The organism is Desertivirga brevis (assembly GCF_017355835.1).
The window spans coordinates 1,737,843-1,751,489 of sequence record NZ_JAFEWF010000001.1 but is presented as its reverse complement, the minus strand read 5'-3'; the positions used below and the strand labels follow the sequence as shown (position 1 = coordinate 1,751,489).

The following is a 13,647-nucleotide window of genomic DNA, read 5'->3' as shown; positions in this document are numbered from 1 at the left end:
TGAACTGATACGGAAATAAGAATAACCCTATTTTGTCTAACCGACGATCTTTACAATCAAAGTTTCACTTTTATAATCACAACTATCCTTGTTGAAAACGACTTATTGCAAATGAAAATCATGTTTCATTCTATTGATCTGAAAAGGATCATTGGTCTTATCTTTCTTTGGACTTGTTCTATCCAGCTTCAGGCTCAAATCTGGAATCCCTTAGGACCCGACGATTCCAATCAAGCCAGTTATGGGCAGGCAAGTTACACTACCTCCCGTGTAGCTTCCGACGGCACTGTTTATATTGCTTACACAGATGGGTTGAATAGCTCCAAAGCTACAGTAAGGAAGTTCAACGGAACTTCATGGCAACCTGTAGGGCAGCCGGGCTTCTCTCCAAGCTTCGCAGAACAATTAAGTCTGGGACTGGATATAAAGGGTACGCCCTATGTAGTGTTCAGAGACAATTCCATCGGCGGAAAGGTAACCGTGATGAAGCTTGTCAATGACACTTGGGTATCAATCGGTGTTGCCGGTTTTTCCGCCGGCAGTGCTAATTCTCCCAATTTAGCTTTTAGCGCAGATGGAACTCCATATGTTGCATTTACAGATGGGGCGAATGCTAATAAAGCGACCGTCATGAAATTTAATTATGGAGCCTGGGAGCTTGTTGGTACAGCTGGATTTTCTACTGGAACAGCAAGCGGGATAACGCTTGCTTTTGATAAAAATAGCATTCCCTATGTTGCCTTTTCAGATGGTGCGAATGGTTCAAAAGCTTCGGTAATGAAATTTATCGACTCATCTTGGGCACTAGTAGGGGTGCCTGGCTTTTCAGCCGGCTGGTCAAGTGAAATGAATATTGCTCTTGCGGGTGACGGAACTATTTATGTAGCCTACGAGGATGTCCCTAATACCTATAAGGCAACCGTAATGAAATATAATGGCACTAGTTGGGGCAACGTAGGGCCAGCAGGCTTTTCTCCGGGTAATCCTGCTTACATAAGATTAGCTTTAGCGCCTGATGGGACCCCTTTTATCGCTTACAAAAATGCTCAAAACTCGGGCAAAGTGAACGTCCTTAAGTTTAACGGAACTTCTTGGATAACGGTTGGTACAGCGGGCTTTTCGGCAGGAGGGGCAGAATATGTAGATCTGACAATAGCTCCTGACGGTACTCCCGTAGTTGCTTTTCAGGATCTTGCAAATTTATCGAAGGCCGCGGTGATGAAATTTAATGGTACGGCTTGGGTCTTGCTGGGAACAAATGGTTTTACCCTTGGTGCAACAGACGGTAGCAGTCAAAATCTGGGAAGTAATTATGTCTCTTTTGCAACATCTTTAACTTTAGGTGCAGATGCTACACCGTATGTTTCTTTCCGCGATGTTAAAAATAGTAACAGAGCTACGGTGATGAAATTCGATGGAGCAACCTGGGAGACTGTAGGTAATGCGGGCTTTTCAAGTGGGGGAGTAAGCCATACCAGCCTAGCCTTAAGTGCTAATGGTACGCTTTACCTGTCCTTTAGAGATGAGTTGCAAGGTAACCGACTGTCTGTGATGAAATTTAATGGTTCTTCCTGGGTATTGGTGGGCGTTGCAGGATTTTCAACTTTACAGGCTGATTTTACAAGTTTAGCTATCGCTCCTGATGGTACTCCCTATGTAGCTTTTCGGGATGTATCGAAGAACAAGAAAGCCACGGTAATGAAATATGATGGCCTTAATTGGGTTTTGGTGGGAACGGCAGGTTTTTCTAGTGGAGAGACCGACTACGTGAATCTGGCTATAGGAACCGATGGGTCCCCTTTCGTGCTCTACAGGGATATATCAAGCGGTCTTTCCGTCAAAGTAGCAAAGTTTAATGGCCAGGCTTGGACGAATTTAGGTTCAACTAATTTTTCTGCTAACGCCCTCACTCAAAATAGTCTTGTGCTAGGCCCTAACAACGAGCCTTATGTAGCTGTATATGACAATAGCCGTGGCACTTTTGTAAGCAAATTTAATGGTACTTCCTGGGTACATTTGGGTAACCCTGGCTATTGCACGAAATTTGCCCTGGCAGTGGCCGCTGACGGAACACCATACCTCGCTTTTCAGGAGCTATCAAGTACAGGTAAGGCTATGGTTAGAAAGTATAACGGATCTTATTGGGTAACAGTTGGTACAGAAGGGTTTGCGGCAGGACGGCCTGATTACTTCGATTTGGCTATCTCTGGAGCAAAAATATATTGCGTTTATACAAGCGGAGGGGCATTTGCAAAAGTATTTAATAATACTGTGTTGCCTGTGGGTTTGAAAAGCTTCAAAGCAAAAGCTCTTAGCGAATTGATCCAGCTTAGTTGGACTTCCGTTAGTGAAAGTAATAACAGGCATTATGAAATAGAAAGATCTTACGATGGCGTTCATTTTAATTATCTGACACGGATTTCGGGCAGGGGGAACTTTTCAGGATTAGCGGATTATACTTATTCAGACACCTCTGCTGCTAGCGGGCGGATTTATTACCGCTTAAAGCAGTTTGATTTTAATGGTAGTAGCACAGTAGTTGGGAGCGAAGCTGTAAATTTCGGCTTGGTCGACAACGCATCAGTAACTGTTTTTCCTAATCCTGTAGTCGGAGATGCTACAGTTGCATTTCGTGCCGGTCGTTATACAGAAGTAGAAGTACTTACAAGTAACGGAATTGTATTGCAACGCCATACGATTAGCCAGGAAGATTCTCGTGTCATGCTAAACCTAAACAAATACTCCTCCGGTGTTTATTTAATTATTCTAAAAGGAAACTCCGGGACAACGGTTAAAAAAGTTGTTAAACAATAGCCAGTAAGCATCCATCAATTCTCTAGATTTTTTAGAAAAATAAGATCAAAATGAATGGTAGCTGAGATTTATTAGGAGTAATTTACAAAATTGAGAAAAGTGTGCTGACTAATAAGATGTTACAGAAGTTTTCCTATTTTTAGGTAAGTTTTTGCAGCTTAAAAAACTAGGTGACTAATTCGGGACTACCAGAATGAAAACCTTTGAAATATTGAAATAAAGCAGGTTTTGAGGGGGAGGTTCGAATCCCGCCCTCTCCGCAACAAAAATGCTACCCGTAGGGTGGCATTTTTTGTTTACAGAGGAGTCGAGCTCGCTCGAACGACCATGTAAACAAAAAATGACAGGGAGCGAAGCGACCAGCATTTTTGTTGCAGGCTCCCCCCATTCGGGATCAACGTAGTTAATCCCGCCTTTAGTCCATTTACTCGAACGACCTTGTAAACAAAAATTGCCAAGGAGCGAAGCGACCAGCATTTTTGTTGCAGGTCCCCCCATTCGGATCAACGTAGGTAATCCCGCCTTTAGTCCATTTACTCGAACGACCCTGTAAACAAAAAATGACAGGGAGCGAAGCGATCAGCATTTTTGTTGCAGGCTCCCCCATTCGGGATCAACGTAGTTAATCCCGCCTTTAGTCCATTTAGTTAACCGACTGATAAACAAAAAATGACAGGGAGCCATAAAATCCATTTAAGATAAATTTCAAAATCAACCAGAGAATTTTAAGGGTTACAATTCTTGCAGTGCATAGGACTTTCAGATTTCGCTTCTACCGGTAATTTTTCCTGGTAATTGCACTTGGCGCATTTATAGATGTAAAACTTGGGAGACGAGGTCGCTAACCCGCAATTTGCACAGGCTAGACCGTGGATAGCACCGGTACGTCCGAAACCGGGGGTTTTACATTTAATACAAGTTACAGCGAGCCTGGTCAGCATAGCTTTGGTTGCTTCAGCAATAACCTTCATTCTAATAGGATTGTGCATAGCCCGCATGTCAGTTTCTGCGTACACTTTTCCATATGAGTTCATAAGGCGATTGAACTTTTTTATCAAAATTTCGCGGCTCCTTATTCCTTTGAAAACCTCCTCGCAACTTCCTTTAGCATTTCTCAGGATCAATGCGCATTCGGGAAAGCCAATACTTTCTGCAAAGCCTAAAAGCTGTTGTAAGGTATTGCAATCCCGTCCATCAAAATTCGTGTTGATACTTAGCTTACTTTCCGTAATTTCAAGGTTGTTTCTCTTGTCCAAAAGCATTACCAGTTCTTCATTCGCTGGAAAAAATATTAGTTCCGGATGCGCAAAAAAAGAACCTTCAGTGGCAATAGCCAAATCGCACCCAGTAAGATTCATAGCTAACTTGCATTTCAACCGGGCAGCATCAAGCGGACTATAGATCCGTTCAATTTCACCGGAGAAGGTACCAAATTGATCAGTATCGAGCTCTTTTGATACCATAGGCAGCACCCCGAGCTGGGATGCTACCATTGGACCGATAACCCGTTCTTTTTCATGCATGGACGCAATAACAAGCTTTCTTCCACTGAAGAGATTCTTTTCAGGCATATGCTGTTTGTTCTTATTGTTCTTTTTATCTGGCAGCTTAAGCTATTTCTTCCCAGGTATAATTGCCGGTATAGCGCTTTGAAATTTTTCCAACTTTATTGAGGGTAAGCAGATGGATCCATTGATTGTCACACAACTGGCGCACCGACTCGTGCTTTTTCAGAACATTGTTCACGGCTTCAACAGGTGCTTCAATGATCACGTTCAATCGCGAAGGTTCGTGCTGATATTTTTGTCCATCATGTACGGATTGCCATGGAAGGCCGATCCGAAGATCGCCGGAACTACCTTCAATAATTCCTAAGCCTGCAGTAACATTATGAAGTGTTTTGTTTCCAGATCCAAAATTTTTATTATCAACGGTAGAGCCGTAATACTGCAAACTAATCCAGCTGGTGACCACCATTGGCGCAGTCATTATTAATTCCAGGATAGAAAAGTCAGTATCTTTTTCCCAGTGATACGTATGCAGGAAAGACCTTCCTTTCAAATTGATCCCCTTCGTTCTTTCTCTGGGTGCAACTATAAAAGCGTAACATCCTGCAAGCCCCCATTCAGGGCGTACCTGCGACCAGTCCTTGCTGCGGGACAGAACTGCGGAATCTAGGTTCTCAGGTTTTTTCAGCCACATTCTTGACGCCCTTTCTGCCCTCGAAGCTTTTCCGGCGCATTCAAGTTTGGTTTTTAAATCGTTCAGCTCAGCCTCACGGTCCGCTGGAACTATCTGCTCATTGTAGATTGTTACTTCATCTGTCGTGGTGTTATGCAGGCAAGCTAAGAACAAGGTATCAGCGGGTATAAAAATGCCGTCTGGCTCCAAAGCGAATTTTACTATGGGATTATTAAGTACTTCGGCTGCCAGTTTTGCATTGGCTTCACCAGTATTTCCTCCACAGGCTCCACAATCAAGTCCCGAGGCATGAGGATTATTTACACTCGCAGACCCATGGCCAACAATCAGTACAAGTCTTGCAAAGTTATCACATAATGACATTGCTTTAAGTGCATTCTTCGCCAGCTTAACCTGTTGTTCTATTGACATTCCGGTGATTTCATCATGAAAATATGAAGGTACTAAGCTTAATGATTTCTGGGATGTGAATGCAGGTTTTAAACCAACTTTAGCTGGATGAGGTACAGGGCGGCTTAACCCAAAAGAATCAGTAAAAAGTTTGGGCAGGTAGAATAGGCCTAGCGGACTTACAAATCCGAAGCAACTTACGGCACCTGATTTGAAGGATTTCCACAGACCATTTACCTGTTGCGTTATTATTCTGCTTGCTACTGCCTTTTGATGCGTTCTTTCATGAGGAATTGTTTCGAGTATAGTAGCAGTTGGTTTTAATAGAACCGGGCATTGAGCATTTCCATCTTCGTATCCGAGGGGAACATGCTTTACAGGGAAAGCAAAGAAGCCCGCGAAACCTAATGTTTCAATGTCCTCGTCAGCCAGTTCAAGATTTCTTCTAAATACTTCCGAACGCACATCTATACAAAAAACAGCTTGAACCTTAGATCGCTTTGGCTTTTCAACAAATGTAGTTGGTGACTGTTGGAACGTTTGGATGAGTCTTCGTTGTGTTGCCAGTTCAAACGCCTGCTGCAGTACTAATTTTGAAGCTAGTTGTGTGCTGAGTTCTTTTTTCAGAAGTGTTTGTGACAGCACGGATAAAGCGATTCTCCAATTCTTTAATACAAGATCATTTTCAAGGCTTTGAAGCAGGCAGTATTCCCAGACAAGCAACACAGATAAAAATTCGGTAAGCAATTCCTCTGATTTGCCATACAACTTGCTGTCAAAATCCAAGCGGGCGATGTAGGCCGACCAGCCTCCTGTATTAAGTAATAGACGGTGGAGGTAATAGGGGATTAATGCTTCAGGAATGTTCAATTTATTTAAAGCTAATTGTGCTGCCTGAAGGTAGTCTTCCGGCAGCTTTTTCACCAAAGAGCGAAATCCATTAAGGCCCATAATTTCCGGACTGAGGTCTATTTCTGCTTCTTCTTTCCAGGATGAAAAAAGGCTCTTGCTTTGGTCTGCGGCGGTCCAGAGTGCCTGTCCTTTATCAAAATACGAAGCAGCCCATGCAGAAATACGGCTAGTAGCGAAGCGGCTCCAGTCTTGTTTGCAGGTTTGGCTGGCTACGTCCGCTGCAGTTGGGACAACTCCTGTTTGGTCGTCTTTTTCCTCCATCTTTCGCATTCGCTTAATAAAAAGATCAATATCGGATATCTTATCATGACCTTTTGTGTTTAGTACTGAAGCCAGATCATCATGACTTATAAAGCTATCTTCTATTTTTTGAAGATAAAATGAAACAGGTAAAGTAGTTTGAATACTGCCAGCAGTAGCGAGTTCACTTGCCGCATTCTCGAAGGTTTTATCGGTTAAGCCCAGGTAGGGATTCACGGCCACAAAGTTTTCAAGGGGCCAGGCTGGAGCGATTTTTTTACAGGCAACGCGTAAAACTTCCAAAAAGCCAGTTGAATTGGTAATGTGTTTATAGTCAGCTAATTTTGGGGGTATGGGTTTTGATTTCATTTCTTAGTCTTCTTTAAAGGTTCGTTGAACAGTGCTTATTGATCCATTTCGAGTTTAAGTAATATAAGGGATATTGAATAACCAACTATCTCATCCGGATATGCATCCTTTAGCCTCTGAAGTAGTAGGTTTTCTTGCTGCTTTATTGATTTATACCTACTCAAAAATCATATACTTGGCAGGTTCCGATCCACTTTTTCTAGGCTCAGATACAGTTTGGTGCTCGGATTTTGAAGAAGTTGAAAATATGCTCAAGGCTCCAATAATTTTGTCGAAATAGGTATTCATATAAAAACCGTTCCTAAGGTGAACAGCCATTGCCCTTGTGAATTTCCCTTCGGGGACTAAAGGAGCAATTATCTGGATCAGCATTGTCAGGGTAAAGCTCAACAGTACCATGTAAATGAAAACCTCCTTTATAAAACTATTATGAGGCATTGAGGGAATCTGTGCGGATAGAGCTGCACTGCTAAGTGACTCAAGAATGAAAAAGGAAGTTGTGGTTAGCAAAGCTAAAGCAGAGGCACGCAGCATCAGAAACAGGCTGGCATCAGAATCTGTAACAGTGGTGAAAATCCTTGTAAGGCTCATTACCATAATAGCTCCAATAGCGAAAGTAGACAAATCGTTAGCAGGATGAACGTTCATCAAATAGGCCATCCCGTTATATATTAAGCCCGTGAGAATGATTCCGGCGATAATGAGTACTGGCTTCCCCCTTCTTTTTAATTGCGTAACTTTAGCGCCTCGTATCACATCTATCACACTACCAGATGAAAGAAAGGCATGTGCTTTATAAAATGAATGCGCAACCAGGTGAAGCATTGCTGCTGGAAAAACGCCTAAGCCGCAAACCATTAAGCTGAATCCCATATGAGCAATGCTGGAATAGCTTAAGGCTGTTTTTATGGAAGTTTGTGTAAGAAAAGCTGCGGAAGCAAAAAGGGCCGTAAATCCTCCAACAGCAATTAGTAACAACGACGCATAGGTGCTTGCATCCATTAAAAAGGCCATCCGAATGATTAACAGTGGACCGGCATTTAAAAGTCCCGCATGTAGCAGGGCAGAGACGGGTGTTGGCGTTTCCATTACCTCTAGGAGCCAGCCATGTGTAGGGAACTGGGCAGATTTTAGTATAGCTGCGAAGGCCAGGAATAAAGCTGCTGCTTCTAATTCTGCCGGTAAAGAATTTGATGGAAGGGAAGAGCGGATCTGCTGGAAAATCAGCTGCAGGTTGCCTGTGCCGAAATGCTTGTACAAAAGAATAATTGCAGCCGCCAGGCAAGCATCAGCCAACCGGACAACAATGAATTTTTTACGGGATGCAATAATAGCACCTGGTCTATCGGGATAAAAAAGAAGCAGTCGTTGGAGGGCGATACTGGTGAGCACCCATGCAATAAAGAGGATAGCCAAATTTCCTGAAAGAACCAGCAGCTGAACAGAGGCAATTGTAACAGTCAGACGCTCCAGGAATACATTTTGTCCAGGATCCCCATCGAGATAATTACAACTGAATTTAACTACTATAAAACTTATAAGGGCAATCATTAGCGACATGGTAACGCTGATTGCATCTAAACGTAAACTAAACCCGAGTCCATTTATTCCTATAAAGGAGCTTTCGGCCAATTGATAATTTACTAAGATAGCGCAAGCTGTTAGGGCAATCACAATGCTTACTGCAGATGCAGCAAGGCTTAGCTTTTTAACTAAAACAATAGATGATTGAGGCAGAAGTTTCGCCGCAAAGGCAGCTGTTAATAACAAAGCCGGGGACGCAAGAAGTATTAAAGTGAGTAGAGTCTCATTCATAGCTTTAGTATTTTAATCTTTAGATAACCTCGATAGAAATTGTTGATTGAATCTGTAGAGTTTTCCCCTGTTCCCGGCAGTGGTTCACAAGCTGCGTTATAGAATGAAGTTGCTCTCTAAGCTCTTCCATTCGCTTTAAAGAATGTTCATCGGCTTGTCCAAACCTTACCTGCGAACTAAAGTTCTTCAGATTATGGAAATTGATTTTTCCATTGATTAGGTTTTTCATAATTTCTAATGCATCATTTGCAGAAAATTGTCCGTTGATAAGCATGCACTGAGTCTGTTTTTGGATGTGATTTTGTTCGATAATTTCCATAATTGCTTTTTATTTGAAGCAAATAAGAGGAATAGGTCACATAAGTAATTATTTATGTTTCTAATGATATGTATAAACAATCTTTATTTACGGGTTTTTCCTCGTTTTCGCAGCCGTTCGAAGGACTTTTTATAAATATTGCTTATGTATTTTATATAAAGTATAAATGAAAGCAAAAGTATAATTCCAAATTTGTGGCTTACTTATACTTGGTTTAAGACAGTATATGAGGGCTAAGAAATTTGATTTACGACAATGCCATCAGGTGCTGGTACATAAAATATATACCGACAGGAACAGTTTAATAAATTGTTGAGATTGAAGGGGGAGAAGCATCTGAATGGCCTCTCGGTTTAGTCGGCGTTGGGTATTAGCCTACCTATATGTTCTAAAGGGAAAGGGGAAGGTAAGTATAGGCTTTAGTAATTTAAAGCCCGTACTTGTCTATCAAATAAATCAAGCCTGCCATTGAGAATGCGCCAAGCTCAAGTTCTCTCTTGTTAACAGTTTCAAACGTGTCGTTCGCGGCATGATGAAGGTCAAAATAACGCTGGGAGTCTGGTAATAGTTCTCCAATTGGGGTGCCGATAGCTTCATAAAGTTTTCCTACGTCAACCCCACCGCCCTGAGTGCTGAAATCATATACATCATAAGGGCGAAATAAAGGGGCCCAGGATATGATCTTGGCTTGCTTATCTGCTGGCATTGTAAAACCGAAACCGCGTGGCGTAAAACCACCGGCATCACTCTCGAGTGCGAAAACATGCTTTTCTGCTTTAATTTTTGCAAGTTCGGCGTATCTAATTCCGCCACGGGCGCCATTCTCCTCGTTAGCGAACATGACAACACGTATTGTCCGCTTCGGTTTAATGCCTAATGCCTTGAACGCCCGAAGCACCTCAATTGCCTGAACACAACCGGCCCCGTCATCATGAGCACCTTCATTAACGTCCCAGGAATCCAGGTGCCCGCCAACGGTTATGATCTGATCGGGGAAATCGGTGCCGCGAATTTCGCCAATCACATTATGCCCTGTTGTATCCGGTAACATTTTACAATTGGTGCGCAGGTAAATCTTAACTTCCTTTTCAACCTTAAGCGATTTGCTTAAAAGATCTGCATCTTCCAGTCCGATAGCTACTGCTGGGATCTTGGCATATGCATCGTCATAACGCAGAGAACCTGTATGAGGTAAGTTATTTGCACCATGAGTCATAGAACGGACTATAACAGCCAAAGCCCCATACTTTGCAGCTCTGCTGGCTCCTTGTCCCCGATATTTCACTGCATCACCGTACGATTCAAAGGTGCGGATAAATTCAGGACGGAAATGATAATTAAAAAATACGATCTTGCCTTTCACCTGTTCCTTTTTTGAATCCAGGTCTTCAAATGAAGCCACTTCTATCACCTGGGCTGTAACACCCGAGGCTCCGCTACCCACCGAGTTCCCGAGGGCCAATGCATTAAGTTTTATTGGTTTATCGCCGCGGCGGGAAATAATACGGACTTCTTCCTTTGCGCCCCTTACCCAATGAGGTACCTGGCAGACTTGCTTGTACACTGTATCCGCCCCAGCATCTCCTAATACTCTTTCCGCCCATTGCTCTGCTTTTACCATCTGGGGAGAGCCGGCCAATCGGCCCCCAATTGTTTTGGTAAGTTCCCTTAAATTAGCATATGCCTTACTATGGGTCAGAACTTCGGTCGATAAACTTCTTAGGGCTAACGAGTCGTTCTTTTGCTGTTGGGCAGATACCGGAATGGAGAGGGCGAACAAAGCCGCCATTAGGAAATTTCTCATAACAAGCTCAATAAACGCAATAAAACTACCGAAATAGCCGGAAATTCTATGGTGAAATCATGCACTAGTCTTGCATAATCCTACAGGATGCGGGTTCTCTCGAGTAGTTGGAGGGAGTTTCGGTTCAAATGTGAGGGAATAGTGTAATCCATTGCCCGGCTAAACCGAAGGCAAGGAGGGAAGATAAACAAGACTTATCTCCTTATTTACAATCTAAATCGCAATTCAATAGCCCTTCCTATAGCCTGTGCGAGCGAGGGGCTGACAGTAGATGATTCAGAACTGGTGATCCAACCTTTAGAGTCTTTGATAAGTTCAACAGTTTCTCCATTTATAACAATTGGAATCTTTACTGTGGCTTTTGTTATAGGCTCAGTATTAGCAACTGTAAAGTTATAGTCAACGTCATTAAAAGTGATTCTCTGCGGTAGTCCCATATATCCAGCAAAGATAGCGTTAACGCTGTTTATATAAGAAAGATTGTGGAAAAGGATTTACGTTCCCTGAAATCCATCCTTAAGCAGTTAGGGAAAAATAGAATACAAGCGAATTAAGGTTTTAAAAATATATTTTGCTAAATCATTTTAGTTGCTAATTTTGACTCACGTTTTGCAGATATTATAAACCTGATTTTCGAACTAACTAACTAAATAAAAAATGTCAGTCTATCACCCATGTCAGTTACACTCCTTTCCGACATTGTTATTATCCTGTCATCTCTTATAAATTCTTGGAAGAAGGAATTCGCCATCTTACATAGAAGAAATAACACAAAGAAGATAATTGTAAATATGTTTCTTAAACACACACTAACAGCTTCCTTAATGTTTTTGGGCCTGGCGGGAGTATTCGCTCAAAAGAAATATCTGCTGTTGTCTCCCGATAAGACTGTTAGCCTTAATATCTCAATAGGGGAATCTATTTCTTATTCTGTTCAATTAGATGCAGAGGAATTAATTTCTAAATCCGAAATCGAGTTAAAGACAGATGGCGACAAAACCAGGGGCTGGAAAGTTGCAAAAAGTGCAACAAGCGCAAGGAATGATGTTTTACAAGCGGTTATCTATCAAAAAAGCAATTCCATTCAAGACAACTATAACCAGTTGCAAATTGACTTTAGTAATAGTTTGTCCCTACAGTGGAGAGTATATAATAATGGAGTAGCGTGGCATTGGATCAGCAATAAGAATGGTAGTTATAAGGTGCTGGATGAGAAGGCTGTATTTTCTTTTGATAAGAATGGTAGATCCTGGTATCCACAGGAAGACAGTTTTTATTCGCACAATGAACGAACGTACAAAAATTATAGGATTGATAGCATAGACGCTAATAAGCTAGCCAGTTTGCCTGCACTTTTCGAAGTTAAGGGGACAAAGGTTCTTTTAACCGAATCCAATTTGTTCAACTATGCAGGCATGTGGCTCCGTGGAAAAGGAAATGGTGAGGTTCAGGCAGTTTTTCCGAATTATCCGAAGAAAAAAGCTGTGACAAGTGACCGCGATGAAAATGTGAATAGCAGAGAGGATTATATTGCAAAAATTAATGGGAAGCAGTCATTTCCATGGCGGATCATTATGATCGAAAGGGAAGATAAAGGATTATTAACCAATCAATTGGTTTATCAGCTTGCAAAACCTTCAACTGGAGATTTTAGTTGGGTGAAGCCTGGGAAAGTACAGTGGGATTGGTGGCATTATAATAATATCTACGGGGTGGATTTCCGGGCGGGCATTAATAACGATACTTATAAATATTACATTGACTTTGCATCTAAAAATAAGATTGAATATGTCCTCCTCGATGAAGGCTGGTGCGATACGCGGGACCTGTTAAAACAGTCGCCAGACATTAATGTAGAGGAACTGGCGAAATACGCAAAAAGCAAGAATGTTAATCTAATCCTCTGGACGAGCTGGCTTGTTCTCGATAAGCAGTTAGACATAGCGCTGGATCAATTTGCAAAGTGGGGGATCAAGGGTATCAAAGTTGATTTCATGCAACGGGACGATCAGGATATGGTGAATTATTATGAGAAAGTATCCCGGGCGGCGGCAGCAAGAAAGATGATGGTAGATTTTCATGGTGCTTATAAGCCAACTGGATGGATCAGAACTTACCCAAATGTATTAACCTCAGAAGGGGTTTTCGGCAATGAAATAAGCAAGTTCACAGGAGCTATTGATCCAGAGCATACCACAACCCTGCCGTTCACCCGCATGGTTGCAGGACCAATGGATTTTACACCAGGGGGGATGTTGAATGTCCAGAAAAATGCATTCGCTGCAGTAGGAGGAGAACCCATGACCCTGGGGACCCGTTGTAATCAAATGGCAATGTACGTGGTTTTCGAAAGTCCTCTTCAAATGCTTTGCGACCTGCCTACACATTACTACAAGGAACCAGAGTGTATGCAATTTATTTCTGCAGTTCCGGTTGAATGGGTGAAGACTGTTCCGTTACATGCAAAGGTGGGAGATTATGTAGCAGTTGCCCGTCAGGCGAAAAATGGAGATTGGTACATTGGAGCAATGACGGACTGGAATGCACGCGACCTGGAACTTGATCTGTCCTTTCTGGGAAATGCAAGGTATAAAATGGACGTTTGGAAGGACGGTATAAATGCAGACAGGAATGCAAAGGACTTTAAAATGGAGAGCCTTGAGGTGACACGGGATACAAAGCATAAAATAAGTATGACGACTGGCGGAGGCTGGGTTGCAAGACTTACAGTAAGAAAGTAAACTGTTTAGCCAACTGGTCTCCCTGATCCAAGCATACCTTA

At 42.3% G+C, this 13,647-nt stretch carries 8 protein-coding genes; 2 read left to right on the top strand and 6 right to left on the bottom strand.

Translation table 11 applies throughout. The features are described 5' to 3' along the window. Positions 1–120 precede the first annotated feature (120 nt). Positions 121–2,814, top strand: a complete 2,694-nt coding sequence (locus J4N25_RS07620) for a T9SS type A sorting domain-containing protein (RefSeq protein ID WP_207421540.1) — start codon at positions 121–123, stop codon at positions 2,812–2,814. 725 nt (positions 2,815–3,539) lie between these two features. On the opposite strand, the gene J4N25_RS07615 is transcribed toward J4N25_RS07620, so the two are convergent. The 6 genes from J4N25_RS07615 to J4N25_RS07590 form a co-directional block, all read right to left on the bottom strand. After that, positions 3,540–4,385 (bottom strand): DUF6671 family protein, encoded by an 846-nt coding sequence (locus J4N25_RS07615; protein ID WP_207421539.1) that lies wholly within the window; start codon positions 4,383–4,385, stop codon positions 3,540–3,542. A 37-nt stretch (positions 4,386–4,422) separates the two neighbouring features. Further along, on the bottom strand, positions 4,423–6,927 hold the full coding sequence (locus J4N25_RS07610) for a YbcC family protein (protein WP_207421538.1): 2,505 nt from the start codon (positions 6,925–6,927) through the stop codon (positions 4,423–4,425). A gap of 156 nt (positions 6,928–7,083) precedes the next feature. Beyond that, positions 7,084–8,742 carry a proton-conducting transporter transmembrane domain-containing protein gene (locus J4N25_RS07605; protein ID WP_207421537.1) on the bottom strand — a complete coding sequence of 553 codons (1,659 nt, stop codon included), beginning with the start codon at positions 8,740–8,742 and terminating at the stop codon, positions 7,084–7,086. Between the two features lie 19 nt (positions 8,743–8,761). Further along, complete coding sequence (locus tag J4N25_RS07600) at positions 8,762–9,061, bottom strand: hypothetical protein (RefSeq protein ID WP_207421536.1); 300 nt, start codon at positions 9,059–9,061, stop codon at positions 8,762–8,764. Between the two features lie 427 nt (positions 9,062–9,488). After that, a complete protein-coding gene (locus J4N25_RS07595; protein WP_207421535.1) occupies positions 9,489–10,865 on the bottom strand; it encodes a M20/M25/M40 family metallo-hydrolase in 1,377 nt (458 codons plus the stop codon). A 206-nt stretch (positions 10,866–11,071) separates the two neighbouring features. Continuing rightward, positions 11,072–11,302, bottom strand: a complete 231-nt coding sequence (locus J4N25_RS07590; RefSeq protein ID WP_207421534.1) for a hypothetical protein — start codon at positions 11,300–11,302, stop codon at positions 11,072–11,074. Positions 11,303–11,656: 354 nt separating this feature from the next. Here J4N25_RS07590 and J4N25_RS07585 point away from each other — a divergent pair, with 354 nt between their 5' ends. Next, a complete protein-coding gene (locus J4N25_RS07585; protein ID WP_207421533.1) occupies positions 11,657–13,606 on the top strand; it encodes a glycoside hydrolase family 97 protein in 1,950 nt (649 codons plus the stop codon). The last annotated feature ends 41 nt before the right edge of the window (positions 13,607–13,647 follow it).

Bases quoted from the DNA above. Each gene is read 5' to 3' on its own strand.
- J4N25_RS07620 (WP_207421540.1), top strand. From the start codon at position 121: ATGTTTCATTCTATTGATCTGAAAAGGATCATTGGTCTTATCTTTCTT.
- J4N25_RS07615 (WP_207421539.1), bottom strand. From the start codon at position 4,385: ATGCCTGAAAAGAATCTCTTCAGTGGAAGAAAGCTTGTTATTGCGTCC.
- J4N25_RS07610 (WP_207421538.1), bottom strand. From the start codon at position 6,927: ATGAAATCAAAACCCATACCCCCAAAATTAGCTGACTATAAACACATT.
- J4N25_RS07605 (WP_207421537.1), bottom strand. From the start codon at position 8,742: ATGAATGAGACTCTACTCACTTTAATACTTCTTGCGTCCCCGGCTTTG.
- J4N25_RS07600 (WP_207421536.1), bottom strand. From the start codon at position 9,061: ATGGAAATTATCGAACAAAATCACATCCAAAAACAGACTCAGTGCATG.
- J4N25_RS07595 (WP_207421535.1), bottom strand. From the start codon at position 10,865: ATGAGAAATTTCCTAATGGCGGCTTTGTTCGCCCTCTCCATTCCGGTA.
- J4N25_RS07590 (WP_207421534.1), bottom strand. From the start codon at position 11,302: ATGGGACTACCGCAGAGAATCACTTTTAATGACGTTGACTATAACTTT.
- J4N25_RS07585 (WP_207421533.1), top strand. From the start codon at position 11,657: ATGTTTCTTAAACACACACTAACAGCTTCCTTAATGTTTTTGGGCCTG.